The 14,228-nt window shown below is 70.9% G+C and carries 11 protein-coding genes and 4 tRNA genes; 7 read left to right on the top strand and 8 right to left on the bottom strand.

What is annotated here, in order from left to right:
• Positions 1-119 precede the first annotated feature (119 nt).
• From ACFWV2_RS23625 to ACFWV2_RS23615, 3 genes are all read right to left on the bottom strand, one after another.
• Complete coding sequence (locus ACFWV2_RS23625) at positions 120-2,279, bottom strand: DEAD/DEAH box helicase (RefSeq protein WP_384407345.1); 2,160 nt, start codon at positions 2,277-2,279, stop codon at positions 120-122.
• Between the two features lie 198 nt (positions 2,280-2,477).
• The gene (locus ACFWV2_RS23620; protein ID WP_384407343.1) at positions 2,478-3,200 is read right to left on the bottom strand and encodes a hypothetical protein; all 723 of its coding nucleotides are present in this window, start codon (positions 3,198-3,200) and stop codon (positions 2,478-2,480) included.
• A gap of 165 nt (positions 3,201-3,365) precedes the next feature.
• Positions 3,366-3,716, bottom strand: a complete 351-nt coding sequence (locus ACFWV2_RS23615) for a metallopeptidase family protein (protein WP_033208941.1) — start codon at positions 3,714-3,716, stop codon at positions 3,366-3,368.
• 104 nt (positions 3,717-3,820) lie between these two features.
• Between ACFWV2_RS23615 and ACFWV2_RS23610 the strand changes: the two genes are divergently transcribed.
• From ACFWV2_RS23610 to ACFWV2_RS23600, 3 genes are all read left to right on the top strand, one after another.
• Positions 3,821-3,893: transfer RNA gene (locus ACFWV2_RS23610), tRNA-Glu, on the top strand.
• A gap of 39 nt (positions 3,894-3,932) precedes the next feature.
• Positions 3,933-4,006: transfer RNA gene (locus tag ACFWV2_RS23605), tRNA-Asp, on the top strand.
• A gap of 22 nt (positions 4,007-4,028) precedes the next feature.
• Positions 4,029-4,102, top strand: a tRNA-Phe gene (locus ACFWV2_RS23600).
• 98 nt (positions 4,103-4,200) lie between these two features.
• Here the strand turns inward: ACFWV2_RS23600 and ACFWV2_RS23595 are convergent.
• From ACFWV2_RS23595 to ACFWV2_RS23585, 3 genes are read right to left on the bottom strand one after another with little or no spacing between them, the layout of a single operon-like run.
• Positions 4,201-5,043, bottom strand: coding sequence for a cytochrome c biogenesis CcdA family protein (locus tag ACFWV2_RS23595; RefSeq protein ID WP_384407341.1), 843 nt, complete (start codon positions 5,041-5,043; stop codon positions 4,201-4,203).
• Positions 5,040-5,768, bottom strand: a complete 729-nt coding sequence (locus ACFWV2_RS23590; protein WP_384407339.1) for a DsbA family protein — start codon at positions 5,766-5,768, stop codon at positions 5,040-5,042. The genes ACFWV2_RS23595 and ACFWV2_RS23590 overlap by 4 nt, the downstream gene beginning before the upstream one ends.
• 57 nt (positions 5,769-5,825) lie before the next feature.
• On the bottom strand, positions 5,826-6,173 hold the full coding sequence (locus ACFWV2_RS23585) for a hypothetical protein (RefSeq protein WP_384407337.1): 348 nt from the start codon (positions 6,171-6,173) through the stop codon (positions 5,826-5,828).
• Positions 6,174-6,337: 164 nt separating this feature from the next.
• Here ACFWV2_RS23585 and hrpA point away from each other — a divergent pair, with 164 nt between their 5' ends.
• From hrpA to ACFWV2_RS23570, 3 genes are all read left to right on the top strand, one after another.
• On the top strand, positions 6,338-10,276 hold the full coding sequence (hrpA, locus tag ACFWV2_RS23580; RefSeq protein WP_384407335.1) for an ATP-dependent RNA helicase HrpA: 3,939 nt from the start codon (positions 6,338-6,340) through the stop codon (positions 10,274-10,276).
• 107 nt (positions 10,277-10,383) lie between these two features.
• A tRNA-Asp gene (locus tag ACFWV2_RS23575) sits at positions 10,384-10,457 on the top strand.
• 127 nt (positions 10,458-10,584) lie between these two features.
• A complete protein-coding gene (locus ACFWV2_RS23570; RefSeq protein ID WP_384407333.1) occupies positions 10,585-10,794 on the top strand; it encodes a DUF6274 family protein in 210 nt (69 codons plus the stop codon).
• A 331-nt stretch (positions 10,795-11,125) separates the two neighbouring features.
• On the opposite strand, the gene bldC is transcribed toward ACFWV2_RS23570, so the two are convergent.
• Together bldC and ACFWV2_RS23560 are read right to left on the bottom strand one after the other, a co-directional pair.
• Positions 11,126-11,332 carry a developmental transcriptional regulator BldC gene (gene bldC, locus ACFWV2_RS23565; RefSeq protein WP_003949541.1) on the bottom strand — a complete coding sequence of 69 codons (207 nt, stop codon included), beginning with the start codon at positions 11,330-11,332 and terminating at the stop codon, positions 11,126-11,128.
• 581 nt (positions 11,333-11,913) lie between these two features.
• A complete protein-coding gene (locus tag ACFWV2_RS23560) occupies positions 11,914-12,774 on the bottom strand; it encodes a hypothetical protein (protein WP_384407331.1) in 861 nt (286 codons plus the stop codon).
• A 155-nt stretch (positions 12,775-12,929) separates the two neighbouring features.
• On the opposite strand from ACFWV2_RS23560, the gene ACFWV2_RS23555 reads away from it, so the two are divergent.
• Positions 12,930-14,021, top strand: a complete 1,092-nt coding sequence (locus tag ACFWV2_RS23555) for a Leu/Phe/Val dehydrogenase (protein WP_384407329.1) — start codon at positions 12,930-12,932, stop codon at positions 14,019-14,021.
• Positions 14,022-14,228 lie beyond the last annotated feature (207 nt).

Genomic DNA, 14,228 nt, shown 5'->3' with positions numbered 1-14,228 from the left:
GACCGGCTGAGCGTATCCGGTCGAACGGCGGTACGAGACGGGGAAGGGGGGCCGGAACGGGACAGGGCCCGTACGTCACCGAAGTGTCGTACGGGCCCTGCTCAGTGCTTCAGGCCTGATCAGCCGTTGCGCTTCCAGCGCGGCTTGTCGTCGCGGCGGCCGAAGGAGGAGCCGCCGGTCGAGCCGGTGCCGCGGGAGTCGCCGCCACGGTGGTCGTCACGACGGGCGAACGGACGGTCGCCGCCCGAGCGGAAGCCGCCGGTCGCCGGGCGCTCGTCGCGACGGTCACGGTTGAACGGACGGTCGCTGCCGCGGTGGCCGCCGGCCGGACGGTCGTTGTCACGGCGCTCGAAGGAACGGCCCGCGCCACGGTCGTCACGGTTGAAGCCACCGGACGGACGGTCGTTGTCGCGACGCTCGAAGGAACGGCCGCCACGGTCGTCACGGTTGAAGCCGCCCGACGGACGGTCGTCACGGCGGAAGCCACCGGACGGACGGTCACCGCCACGGAAGCCACCGGACGGACGGTCGTTGTCACGGCGGAAACCGCCACGGTCGCCGCCACGGAAGCCTCCGCGGTCACCGCCGCGGTCGCCGCGGTCGTCGCGGTTGAAGCCGCCACGGTCACGACGCTCGTAGTTGCCCCGGTCGTCGCGGGCCGGGCGCTCCTCGCGGCGCTGCTCCTCCGCACGCGCGGCACGCTCGGCCTCCACGGCGGCGGCCGCGACCTCGGCCTCGGCGGCCTCGGTCACCTCGGCGATGGCCGCCTCCGGGTCCTCACCGCGCTCACGGGCGGCGCGGGCCACCAGACGGTCGGCCTCCTCGCGGAGCTCGACGGCGCGACCCTTGAGGCGCTCCAGCTGCTTGGTCAGGTCGACGACCTCGCGCTCGGCCTGCTTGGCGGCGTTGTTCGCCGAGTCGGCCTGGACCTCGGTCAGCGAACGGGCGCCGGTGATCTCGGCGACCTCCGGGTCGAACGCGCCGGCGCCGCCGACGATGTGGCGCGAGGCGTCGACGCCCGCGTCCTCCATCAGACGGAAGATCTGGCGGCGCTGGTGCGGCAGGGCCAGGGAGACCACGACACCGGAGCGGCCGGCACGGGCGGTACGGCCCGAGCGGTGCAGGTAGTCCTTGTGGTCGCCGGCCGGGTCCACGTTGAGGACCAGGTCGATGCCGTCGACGTGGATGCCTCGGGCGGCGACGTCGGTCGCGACGAGCGCGTTGACGTAGCCCTTCTTGAAGTCTTCGAGGACGCGGGTGCGGGCGCCCTGCGTCATGCCGCCGTGCAGCGCGTCGGCCTTGACGCCGGTGTCCTGGAGCTGCTCGGCGATGCGGTCGGCGCCCAGCTGGGTGCGGACGAAGATGATCGTGCGGCCCTTGCGGGCGGCGATGGCGGCGGTGACCGGCGCCTTGTCCTTCGGCTTCACGACGAGGACGTGGTGCGTCATGGTCGTGACGTTGCCCTGCGCGCTGTCGACCTCGTGCGTGACGGGGTCGGTGAGGTAGCGCTTGACCAGGGTGCCGATCTCGTTCTCCATGGTGGCGGAGAAGAGCATGCGCTGACCGCCGCCGGGGATCTGGTCGAGCAGCTCGGTGACCTCGGGCAGGAAGCCCAGGTCGGCCATCTGGTCGGCCTCGTCGAGGACGGCGATCTTGACGTTCTCGAGGGAGCAGGCGCCGCGGTTGATGATGTCGCGCAGTCGGCCCGGGGTGGCGACGAGGACGTCGACACCGCGCTCCAGAGCGTAGATCTGGTTGCTCATGGAGGTACCGCCGCAGACGACCTTCATCTTGAGGCCGAGCACGTCGCCGTACGGCTGGAGGGCGTCCGCGACCTGCATCGCGAGCTCACGGGTCGGCGTGAGGATGATGCCGCGGGGCTTCTTCTTGTCGGTGTGACCACCGGACAGGGTGGCGAGCAGCGGCAGACCGAAGGAGAGGGTCTTGCCGGAGCCGGTGCGGCCACGGCCCAGGATGTCCTTGCCGGCCAGGGCGTCCGGGATGGTCGCGGCCTGGATCGGGAAGGGGGTGCTGACGCCGTTCTGCGCGAGCTTGCGCACGACGCCCTCCGGCAGACCGAGGTCGCCGAAGGTGACGGTGGGCTCGGCCGGCTCCTCGACGGAGTCGTCGAGGTCGGCGTCGGTGTCGAGCGCGTCGAGGGTGTCGACCGTGTCGACGAGGTCGTCGGCCTCGAACTGGACGATCTCGGTGACCTCTACGGCCTCGACGATCTCGTCGTTCTCGAGCATGACGGCGTGGTCAGAACTGAAAATGGACATGCGAAATGCGAAACCTTCCGGAGTCTCGGCACGCGCCCGTCAACTCCGTGAATTCGCAAATCGACCGCCTCAATGCGGTCAGCCACGGCTAGGGAGAGTACGCGCCACACGGCGCTCTTCTGTGTCGGCGCCGGGCAATGGGATCAAACGATCTACTACCATACGCACCCTCCCCCGCCTATGGCAAACCGGACTCCGTCACACCGGTCCGACCTGCGGAGATGCCGTCGGCTCGGGGTGCATCTCCAGCCCTTCCGCCGCCCGCATCGCACCCAGCTGGGGCTCGGGCCCGGGGGTCGGCGGATCGGTGGGGTTCGAGGTCGGTTCCGGCGTCGGCTCGGGGGTCGGCACGGTCGGTTCCGGCGTCGGCTCCGGACTCGGTTCGGTCGGCTCGGGCGTGGGCGTGACCCCGCCACCCGGAGCGCCGGAGCCGCCGGCGCTGCCGCCACCGCCTCCGCTCCCGCCGTCGCCGCCCCCGCCGTGGTTCCCGCCGCCGCTGCCGCCGCTCCCGTTCCCCCCCGAGGCACCGCCCGCGCCGCCGCCCGGACCGTGATGGCCACCGCCGGTCGGCTGCGGCTTCGACGGCCCACCGCGCCCGTCCGGGCCCTCCACGGGCAGGACGGCGCCCGGGGAGGGCTTCGCGGTGCCCGAGGACGAGCCGCTCGGCACCGGGGACGCCGTACCCGCGCCGGCCGCGTCCGGTCCGCCCGCGTCGGGCCGGCCGCCCCGGGAGCCGCCGTCGCCGCCGGGGGCTCCGGCGTCACCGCCACCGGACTCGGTCGCCACGCCCCGCTTCCCGCCGGACGCGCCGGGCGTCGGCTTCGCGTCGTCACTCACACTCATACAGCCGCTCAGACCGGCACAGGCCGCGACGGCCAGCGCGGTGGCGGCCCATCTCACCGGGGTGGGCAAATGGCGCACGGGGGCACCTCCAGGGACACAACAGGCAGGAACGGAACGCGTCACACTGCCCAACTCCCCCGGCGTCGCAAGGGACACGGCCCCCCACCGGGCGCTCGGCCCGACCGCGACCCGCGACGCGCGGCCGCACGGCCCCGGGGGTCACGGCCCCGGGGCCGTGCCGGCTCAGCCGTAGCCCAGCGCGTGGAGCCGTTCGTCGTCGATGCCGAAGTGGTGGGCGATCTCGTGCACCACGGTGATCTCCGTCTCCGCGACCACGTCCTCGCGCGACTCGCACATCCGCAGCGTCGGCCCCCGGTAGATCGTGATCCGGTCCGGCAGCACACCGGCGTACCACTCACCGCGCTCGGTCAGCGGCGTCCCCTCGTAGAGCCCGAGCAGCTCGGGGTCGTCGGGGGCGGGCTCGTCCTCCACGAACACGGCCACGTTGTCCATCAGCCGCGTCAACTCCGGCGGGATCCGGTCCAGGGCCTCGGCGACAAGCTCCTCGAACTCCTCACGCGTCATCTCCAGCACGCGCCCATTCTCCCCCGGGGGGAAACCGTTTTGGCGATAGCGGCCGGGATCCCATATGCTTCTCACGTCCCCGACGCGCTGAGAAGCACGAAGGTGGGTCTCCAGCCCTCATCGTCTAGTGGCCCAGGACGCCGCCCTTTCAAGGCGGTAGCACGGGTTCGAATCCCGTTGGGGGTACGCATTACCGTGTGCGAGACTAGTGCTCGCACATAGCAAGGTCCTGTGGAGCAGTTGGTTAGCTCGCCACCCTGTCAAGGTGGAGGTCGCGGGTTCAAGTCCCGTCAGGATCGCTGAAGCTGGAAACGGCTTCGTGGCTGGGTAGCTCAGTTGGTACGAGCGATCGCCTGAAAAGCGATAGGTCGCCGGTTCGACCCCGGCCCCAGCCACAAACAGAAGGCCCCGTTCGAAAGAGCGGGGCCTTCGTCGTGCGTCCGGAGAGAAGGCGGGTCTCCGGGGGAGGGGCCCGCGCCCCTCCCCCGTACCGTCACACCTCCTCGCCCTCCCGCGTCCGGTTCCCCCTCCTGCCCCGCACCGTGAGCACCAGCGCCACCACGGCCACCACGGCGACCAGCAGCGCCCAGTCCGGGACCGCGCGGCCCAGTGAGGCCACCCGCTGCTCCACCGCGAACGAGTCGTCCACCGACAGCGGGCCCGGCAGGGCGGTCGTCCCGTCGAAGCCCAGGAACAGCGCCCCGAGGGCGACGAAGAACAGGCCCGAGAGCAGTGAGGTCGAGTGGAGCGTGAGCCGGCCGAGCCGGACCGGGCGGCCGCGGAGCCAGGACCGCCGGCCCAGGTCGTACCGCTCCCACAGCAGCGCCAGGACGAACAGCGGGACCGCCATGCCGAGCGCGTACACGGCGAGGAGCAGGCCGCCGTACGCCGGGCTGCCGCTCAGCGCCGCCACCGTCAGGACGCTGCCCAGGATCGGGCCCGCGCAGAAGCCCGCGAGTCCGTAGACCAGGCCGAGGGCGTAGACGGACAGCGCCGACGTGGGGCGGATCCGGCCGCTCGCCTCGGCGATCCGGCGGGAGGCGAAGCCGAGGCCGAGGATCTGCAGGACGCCGAGACCGATGATCAGCCAGCCGCCGGCGGTGACGAGGAGGTCCCGGTGGCCGTAGAAGAGGCGGCCGGCGAAGGAGCCGGCCGCGCCGAGCGGGACGAGGGTGGTCGCCAGGCCCGCGTAGAGGACGGCGGTCCTCGCCGTCAGCTTCGCGCGCGTGTCGATCGAATACGCGAAGAAGGCGGGCAGGAGCAGGGCGCTGCACGGGCTGAGGAGGGCGAGCAGCCCGCCGAGGAAGGCGGCGAAATAGCCGATGCCCGAGGTCACGGCCTGCCCTTCGCGGCGGCGCTCCTGGCCGCCGCCTCGATCGTCTCCGTGAAGGTCTCCAGGGGCTGGGCGCCGGCGATCGGCCGGCCGTTGACGAGGAAGGACGGGGTGGAGGTGGCGCCGAGGGCGTACCCCTGCTCCTGGTCCTCTCGGACGGCCGCGCGGGCCGCGGGCCCGTCGGTGTCCTTCGCGAACCTGGCCGCGTCGGGGACGCCCGCCTCCTCGGCGAGGGCGGCGAGCCGGTCCTTGCCGAAGCCCTTCTCCTTGGCGCCCTCCGCGTAGGCGGCCTTGTGGAACTGCCAGAACCGGCCCTGCTGCCCGGCCGCCCAGGAGGCGCGGGCGACGGCCTCCGACTCCTCGCCGAAGATCGGGAAGTTCCGCCACTCGATGCGCAGCGTGCCGTCGGCGACGTACCTGTCGATGAGGACCGGCTCGGTGTCGCGGGCGAACTTCCCGCAGTAGCCGCACTTGAAGTCGGCGTACTCGATGAGGACGACGGGTGCGTCGGCCCGGCCGATCGCGAGCCTGTCGGAGGCGTCGCGGCGGGCGTAGGCCTCCAGTTCGGGGTAGACGCCGGCGGACGGGTCGACGGACACCTCGGCGACGGCCGGGGAGCCGGAGGCGCCGGGTGACGACGGCTTGGTGGCGGTGAACGAGACGAAGCCGAGCAGCGCGGCGGCGACGGCGACGCCGGAGACGATGACGACCGGCTTGGACTTGGGCATGCGGACGTGCTCCTGGAAGGGCGGTACGGAGAAGAGGGACGGAGGGCGGCCGTCCGTCTACACCCTCAGGACCGACAGCTCCACGGGAGACGGCGGTACGCGCGCGGGTGGCTCCCGCCCCGGTGCCGCGGCCCGCACGTCCGGGTCCGGCCGGGCCCCGCACGGCGTCCGGTCGGCGGCGAGCGCGGGCAGCAGCTCCGCGACGCCGTGCGCCCGCGGCGGTACGGCGGGACCCGCGGCCCCTTCGTCGGCGGGGTGACCGGGATCGCAGCCGGGGACGGCGGCCCCCACCAGGAGCGGGCCCGGCGCGGGCGCGGCCTGGGCCGCCGCTCCGCACACCAGGAGGCCCAGCACCAGTCCCGCGAGCGCGGCGAACGCCGCGAGCGCGCGGGTGGTGCGGAACATGCGAGACCTCTCCGGTCCGGACGACGTGCCCGAAATAGTACGCACTCCGCGAGTCCGGCGGCCCCGTGGAAGCCGTCCCGGAGACCGGCCGTCATCGGCTCCGGAGCGGCCACTCGTAAATCGGTTCGCCGCTTCTCGGCCACAGGTGCGATCCTGGATCCCGTATGTCTACTTCCTTCGCCGCCCTCCAGTCCGTCCTGGCCGAGGTCTCGCTGCGGGACTCCCACCGGCTCGGCCGCCGTCTCGAAGGCGCCCGCCGCATCCGCAAGCCCGAGGCCCGCGCGGCCGTCCTGGACGAGATCGCCGTCGAGGCGGCCAAGGCCAAGGAGCGGGTCGACGGGCGCGCCGCCCGCGTGCCCCCGGTCACGTATCCCGAGCAGCTGCCCGTCTCACAGAAGAAGGACGAGATCCTGGAGGCGATACGCGACCACCAGGTCGTGATCGTCGCCGGTGAGACGGGCTCCGGCAAGACCACCCAGATTCCCAAGATCTGCCTGGAGCTCGGCCGGGGCGTCCGGGGCATGATCGGGCACACCCAGCCCCGCCGGATCGCGGCCCGTACGGTCGCCGAGCGGGTGGCCGAGGAGCTGCGGACCCCGCTGGGCGAGGCCGTCGGCTGGAAGGTCCGCTTCACCGACCAGGTGAACCCCGACGCGACCTTCGTGAAGCTGATGACGGACGGCATCCTGCTCGCCGAGATCCAGACGGACCGCGAGCTGCGCGCGTACGACACGATCATCATCGACGAGGCCCACGAGCGGTCTCTCAACATCGACTTCCTGCTCGGCTATCTGGCCCAGCTGCTGCCGAAGCGCCCCGACCTGAAGGTCGTGATCACCTCCGCGACGATCGACCCGGAGCGTTTCTCCCGGCACTTCGGGGACGCCCCGATCGTCGAGGTGAGCGGACGCACGTACCCCGTCGAGGTCCGGTACCGGCCCCTGCTCGAAGAGGACTCCGAGGAGTCCGACCGCGACCAGATCACCGCGATCTGCGAGGCCGTCGACGAGCTCCAGGCGGAGGGCCCCGGCGACGTCCTCGTCTTCCTCTCCGGTGAGCGCGAGATCCGCGACACCGCGGACGCGCTCCTCAAGCGCAACCTCCGCGGCACCGAGGTGCTCCCCCTCTACGCCCGGCTGAGCCACGCCGAGCAGCACCGGGTCTTCCAGGCGCACTCGGGCCGCCGGATCGTCCTCGCCACGAACGTCGCGGAGACCTCCCTGACCGTTCCCGGCATCAAGTACGTGATCGATCCGGGCACCGCCCGCATCTCGCGCTACTCGCACCGGACCAAGGTGCAGCGGCTGCCGATCGAGCCCGTCAGCCAGGCCAGCGCCAACCAGCGCAAGGGCCGGTGCGGCCGTACGTCCGACGGCATCTGCATCCGGCTGTACTCGGAGGACGACTTCCTCTCGCGGCCGGAGTTCACGGACGCCGAGATCCTCCGGACGAACCTGGCGTCCGTCATCCTCCAGATGACCGCCGCCGGCCTCGGCGAGATCGAGAAGTTCCCCTTCATCGACCCGCCGGACCACCGGAACATCCGGGACGGCGTGCAGCTCCTCCAGGAGCTCGGCGCCATCGACCCGGACGAGAAGGACCCGAAGAAGCGCCTCACCCCGCAGGGCCGGAGGCTGTCCCAGCTGCCCGTCGACCCCCGGCTCGCCCGGATGGTCCTGGAGGCCGAGAAGAACGGCTGTGCCCGCGAGGTCATGGTGATCGCGGCCGCGCTCTCCATCCAGGACCCGCGCGAGCGGCCGGCGGAGAAGCAGACGCAGGCCGACCAGCAGCACGCCCGGTTCAAGGACGAGACCAGCGACTTCCTCGCGTACCTGAACCTCTGGCGGTACGTCCGCGAGCAGCAGAAGGAGCGCGGTTCCAGCTCCTTCCGGCGGATGTGCAAGCAGGAGTACCTGAACTTCCTGCGGATCCGCGAGTGGCAGGACATCTACGCCCAGCTGCGGACCGTGGCCAAGCAGATGGGCATCCACCTCAACGAGGAGGACGCGCCGGAGCAGTCCGTGCACGTGTCCCTCCTCGCGGGTCTCCTCAGCCACATCGGCATGAAGGACATCAAGGACGGCGCGAAGAACGACTACCTGGGCGCCCGCAGCGCCAAGTTCGCGATCTTCCCCGGTTCGGCGCTCTTCAAGAAGCCCCCGCGTTTCGTCATGTCCGCCGAGCTGGTGGAGACCTCGCGGCTGTGGGCCCGGGTCAACGCGCGCGTGGAGCCCGAGTGGATCGAGCCGCTCGCCCAGCACCTGGTGAAGAAGACGTACAGCGAGCCGCACTGGGAGAAGGACCAGGCGGCCGTGATGGCCTTCGAGAAGGTGACGCTGTACGGCGTGCCGATCGTCGCCGACCGCAAGGTGAACTACGGGCGGATCGACCCGGAGGTCTCCCGCGACCTGTTCATCAGGAACGCGCTGGTCGAGGGCGACTGGCGCACCCACCACAAGTTCTTCGCGGACAACCGCAAGCTCCTCACCGAGGTCGAGGAGCTGGAGCACCGGGCCCGCCGCCGGGACATCCTCGTCGACGACGAGACGCTGTTCGACTTCTACGACAGGCGCGTCCCCGAACACGTCGTGTCGGGCGCCCACTTCGACTCCTGGTGGAAGCACAAGCGTCACGAGGAGCCGGAGTTCCTCGACTTCGAGCGCGAGATGCTCATCAACGAGAAGGCGGGGGCGGTCACCAAGGACGACTACCCGGACTCGTGGCGGCAGGGGGCGCTGAAGTTCCGGGTGACGTACCAGTTCGAGCCGGGCGCCGACGCCGACGGCGTGACCGTCCACGTCCCGCTCCAGGTGCTCAACCAGGTCACGGACGAGGGCTTCGAGTGGCAGATCCCGGGGCTGCGCGCGGAGGTCGTCACGGAGCTGATCCGCTCCCTGCCGAAGCCGATCCGCCGGCACTACGTCCCCGCGCCGAACTTCGCGTCCCGCTTCCTGGACGCGGTCGTGCCCGTGCAGGAGCCGCTGACGGGGGCGCTCGCCCGCGAGCTCCAGCGGATGGTCGGCGTGCCGCTCACCGCCGAGGACTTCGACTGGGCGAAGGTCCCCGACCACCTCAAGGTGACGTTCCGGATCGTCGACGAGCGACGTCGCAAGCTCGCCGAGGACAAGGACCTGGAGACCCTGCGGCTGCAGCTGCGCCCCAAGGCCCGTAAGGCCCTCTCACAGGCCGCCGCGGCCGCCACGGGCGGCCCGGACGGCTCCGGGCCCTCCCTGGAGCGCACGGGGCTCACGGACTGGACGATCGGCAGTCTCACGAAGGTCTTCGAGACCAAGCGGGGCGGCCAGCCGGTCAAGGCGTACCCGGCGCTCGTGGACGAGGGCGTGACCGTCGCCGTACGGCTCTTCGACACGGAGGCCGAGCAGGAGCGGGCGATGTGGCGGGGCACCCGGAAGCTGATCATGCTGAACATCCCGGTGAATCCGGCGAAGTTCGCCTCGGACAAGCTGACCAACCAGCAGAAGCTGGCCCTGTCCTCGAACCCGCACGGCTCGATCCAGGCCCTCTTCGACGACTGCGCCATGGCCGCCGCCGACCGGCTGATCGCGGACCACGGCGGGCCGGCGTGGGACGAGGAGTCCTTCCGGAAGCTGTACGACAAGGTCCGCGCGGACCTCGTCGACACGACCGTACGGACGGTGGGCCAGGTGCAGCAGATCCTGGCGGCCTGGCAGGCCTGCGAGCGCCGGCTGAAGTCGACGAACAGCCCGGCGCTGATCGCCAACCTGGCCGACGTGCGCGCGCAGCTCGCCTGGCTGATGCCGGCCGGCTTCGTCACCCGCACGGGGCTCAAGCGGCTCCCGGACCTGATGCGCTATCTGGTGGCGGTGGACCGGCGGCTCCAGCAGATGCCGAGCGGGGTGCAGCGGGACACCACCCGGATGGAGAAGGTCCAGGAGATGCAGGACGAGTACGCCTGGCTCCTCGAACAGCTCCCGAAGGGCCGCCCGGTGCCGTCCGAGGTCACCGACATCCGCTGGATGATCGAGGAGCTGCGGGTGAGCTACTTCGCGCACGCGCTGGGCACGGCGTACCCCGTGTCGGACAAGCGGATCGTGAAGGCCATCGACGCGGCGGCCCCCTGACGGGCCTTCTCGAACGGGCCTGGCGGGCCCGGCCGCCGGTGAGTTCGACCCGACCGCTGACCTGCTGTACAGTCTTCCTCGCAGCCACTTAACGGGGCTGCGAGCAAGGTCCTGTGGAGCAGTTGGTTAGCTCGCCACCCTGTCAAGGTGGAGGTCGCGGGTTCAAGTCCCGTCAGGATCGCCTCCACGAAAGGCCCGCATCGCGAGATGCGGGCCTTTCGTTGTGTTCCCGTGTCTTGACGTGGCCACGCGTCCGCCGGTACCCCGGACATCAGGGAATCGGGGGCCCACACCGGAGGTGGTCGCGCATGGCCGCGGCGTCCGCAGCACGGCATGACACACGAGCACTGCTGCGCGCCCATCTGGCGGCCGCGTCGCGCTACGGGCACCTCACGCGCCACTGCGTGGTCTGCCATCGCCTCCTGCGGCTCGCCATGGAGTTCCCGGAGCCCGAGGAGCTCCAGGGGCCCGACGAGCCCGCCGCGGCCCCGGAGGACGAAAGTCCCACCGACCCATGACCAACGGCGGCTTGGGAGCGTTCCGGGAAGTGGCAGGCTGTTCCTTGGCAAGACTTCACCGGTGTGACGGGAGTCACTGAGGTGGTTTCAGAAACCGCTTCACTTACACCCTCCCTACACCGGGCCAATTTAATATGTGCAATTGCACCACCGGGCGACGAGTGGCGCCGGACACAAAAGAAGATCGCGCCAGACCCGGCGGAGTCCAGCGCGATCGTTGACGAAGGCCTGTTGGGGCAGGAATCCGTCGGCAGAGCTAGGGGTGGGCGACCGGATTGGGGGATCCGGACAGACCCGGTGTTACGGGGTACTGCGGGGTGTCAGCGCGACCTCAGGCCTCGCTGCGCTGCTGCGGAATACCCGCCAGCAGCGCGCGAACCTCAGCCTCGCGGTAGCGGCGGTGTCCACCCAGCGTGCGGATGGACGTGAGCTTCCCGGCCTTCGCCCAACGGGTCACCGTCTTCGGGTCCACGCGGAACATCGTGGCAACCTCGGCAGGGGTCAGCAGCGGCTCGGCATCAGGGGTGCGAGCGGTCATGAGCGGCCTCCTCGGGAGAACCGAACCTTCTCGGTTCTTTCCTCTAAATTCTGCACCTTGACCCGCGTTGCCCGAAATGGCAGAAGCGGGCCGAGTCGGTTATAGGACGAACGGCTTGTCCTCGGCACTACAACTACACCATCCGTCCAGCCACGTCGGCCAAACCGATGGAATTGCCCTCGCAGGTGTTCATCAGCGGCGGAAGTCGATGGACCATGCCATAACGGACAGTCACGCGTCTGTGACGATCAGTCACAGAGCGATCAGGAGTCCCCAGACCCCCCATAGAGTGCAATGTCGAGCGATCCGCCCATAGATGGACGGAAGGAACCCTCCCCGGACTCCTTGTCCTATTTTGGCACGAGGATGGGCGATGGGCGCAAGGGTGCGTTACGTGCTGTCCGTCACGCTTGAGCCAAAGGCCCGGATCGGGACCTATGACCCCGCCCGACGGGTGCCGAAAGACCCGCCCACCCCAGCGCCGAGATTCGGGCAGGCGAGATCCGGACACCCATGAAGATCATTTACACCGGTCGGACATGTCTTGTCGATACCGACCTGACGAAGATGCCGGACTGATGTCAATTCGCGAAGCGCAGGTCCCTGACCGCCCGCCAGCGCTCCGCGAGCCGCCCGTACGTGTCACCCGCCGCCTCGCCGTCGCCGGCCCGCAGCGCCGCGATCCCCTCCGCCATCTGCGCCGCCGACCGGTCCTCGGCCAGCCACTCCTCCGTGACCGCGTGCACGAGCCCGCCGAAGTCCAGCTCCACGAGCGCCCGCGGATGGAACTCCTCGAGCCAGCGCCCCACCTCGACCAGCCCTTCCGTCATCGGACCCTCGTCGATCGACTCCCGCAGCGCCCGCAGCGCCCGCGCGAGCCGCCGGCGCGCCTGCGCCATCGTCGTCCGGTAGCGCAGCACCGGCGCCCGGCCCGCCCCCTCCGCGCTCCCGGCCTCTCCCGGCTCGTAATGGCGGTCCTCGTCCCCGAAGAGCGCGAACCAGCGCAGGGGCACCTGCCAGACCGCCGTACGGATCCACGGCCGCGCGTCCGGGTTGGCGCTCAGCCACCGCTCGTAGTCGCTCGCCACCTGGACGCGCACCACCGGCGGCAGCATCGCGTCCAGCACAGGCTCGGGGAACTGCTCCGACAGGTCCTGGAGCGCCAGCCACGCCCGCAGCCGGGTCCGCCACGGGCAGATCACCACCACCCCGTCCACATGGGCGACGAAGGCGTCCCCGCTCTCGTGGACGGGCACCGGGACCGGGGGCGTCGCCAGCAGGTCCGCCAGCGAACGCCGCAGCTCCTCCTGGGCCCCGGGAGTCCGCGGCCGGCGCGCGTACCGGGCCCAGTGGGTCCGCTCCGGCTCGGGGAACGCGGTCAGCGGCTCGTACACCCGCAGATAGGACGCGTAGGGGATGGGGACCGAGGAGGCGACCGACATGTCGCGAATCCTTCCACGGAGGTACTCCAGGAGGGGGTGATCCTGAGCACTGCGCCCGATCTACGCGCAGGTAGGACTTACCCTCGTGCCGAACTGGTCCTCCCCCACCCGCAGGGGGGCCCGAAACCGCCGCTTCGTACTTGGGAGTCACCACCGTGACCGATGTGACCGGCGTTCCTGCTGACGTACTGCGCACTCTGTTCCACTCGGAGCAGGGTGGCCACGAGCAAGTCGTGCTCTGCCAGGACCGCGCCACCGGCCTCAAGGCCGTCATCGCCCTTCATTCCACCGCCCTGGGCCCGGCCCTCGGCGGCACCCGCTTCTACCCGTACGCCACGGAGGCCGAGGCGATCGCCGACGCGCTGAACCTGGCCCGCGGGATGTCGTACAAGAACGCCATGGCCGGTCTCGACCACGGCGGCGGCAAGGCCGTCATCATCGGCGACCCGGAGAAGATCAAGACCGAGGAGCTGCTCCTCGCCTACGGGCGCTTCGTCGCCTCCCTCGGCGGCCGGTACGTCACGGCCTGCGACGTCGGCACCTACGTCGCCGACATGGACGTCGTCGCCCGCGAGAACCGGTGGACCACCGGCCGCTCCCCCGAGAACGGCGGCGCCGGCGACTCCTCCGTCCTCACGGCCTTCGGCGTCTTCCAGGGCATGCGCGCCTCCGCGCAGACCCTGTGGGGCGACCCCGCCCTGCGCGGCCGCAAGGTCGGCGTCGCGGGCGTCGGCAAGGTCGGCCACTACCTCGTCGAGCACCTCCTCAAGGACGGCGCCGAGGTCGCGATCACCGATGTGCGCGAGGAGTCGGTGCGCCGGATCACCGAGAAGTACCCGCAGGTCACCGTGGTCGCCGACACCGACGCGCTGATCCGCGTCGAGGGGCTCGACATCTACGCGCCCTGCGCGCTCGGCGGCGCCCTCAGCGAGGAGACCGTCCCGTTCCTCACCGCGAGCATCGTCTGCGGCGCGGCCAACAACCAGCTCGCCCACCCGGGCATCGAGAAGGACCTCGTGGAGCGCGGCATCCTCTACGCGCCCGACTACGTGGTCAACGCCGGTGGCGTGATCCAGGTCGCCGACGAGCTGCACGGCTTCGACTTCGACCGCTGCAAGGCGAAGGCCACGAAGATCTTCGACACCACCCTCGAAATCTTCGCACGTGCGAAGGCCGACGGGATTCCGCCGGCCGCGGCGTCCGACCGGATCGCCGAGCAGCGGATGGCGGACGCGCGGCGCCGCTGAGCCGTGCGGGGGGACGGGCCGCCGAAGGGGTGAGCGCGGAGAGCACGTGGGCGCCCCGGTGGCGCCCCACGGGGAGACTTCGCTCACGCCCCTCGGCGGGTCGGCCCCCCAGAAGAGGTTAAAATCGCGGTTGACCAGCGAGGAAAGGGCACCTCGATGGTTCTGTACCGGGGTATGTGATGCGCGCGGCGTACCGTAGACCCGCGG

Source organism: Streptomyces sp. NPDC058671 (assembly GCF_042716475.1).
Taxonomy (GTDB): domain Bacteria; phylum Actinomycetota; class Actinomycetes; order Streptomycetales; family Streptomycetaceae; genus Streptomyces.
The sequence above is the reverse complement of the archived record's forward strand: the minus strand, read 5'-3'. Positions and strand labels throughout refer to the sequence as shown.

Bases quoted from the DNA above. Each gene is read 5' to 3' on its own strand.
- ACFWV2_RS23625 (WP_384407345.1), bottom strand. From the start codon at position 2,279: ATGTCCATTTTCAGTTCTGACCACGCCGTCATGCTCGAGAACGACGAG.
- ACFWV2_RS23590 (WP_384407339.1), bottom strand. From the start codon at position 5,768: ATGCCCAAGTCCAAGCCGGTCGTCATCGTCTCCGGCGTCGCCGTCGCC.
- ACFWV2_RS23585 (WP_384407337.1), bottom strand. From the start codon at position 6,173: ATGTTCCGCACCACCCGCGCGCTCGCGGCGTTCGCCGCGCTCGCGGGA.
- hrpA (WP_384407335.1), top strand. From the start codon at position 6,338: ATGTCTACTTCCTTCGCCGCCCTCCAGTCCGTCCTGGCCGAGGTCTCG.
- ACFWV2_RS23570 (WP_384407333.1), top strand. From the start codon at position 10,585: ATGGCCGCGGCGTCCGCAGCACGGCATGACACACGAGCACTGCTGCGC.
- bldC (WP_003949541.1), bottom strand. From the start codon at position 11,332: ATGACCGCTCGCACCCCTGATGCCGAGCCGCTGCTGACCCCTGCCGAG.
- ACFWV2_RS23560 (WP_384407331.1), bottom strand. From the start codon at position 12,774: ATGTCGGTCGCCTCCTCGGTCCCCATCCCCTACGCGTCCTATCTGCGG.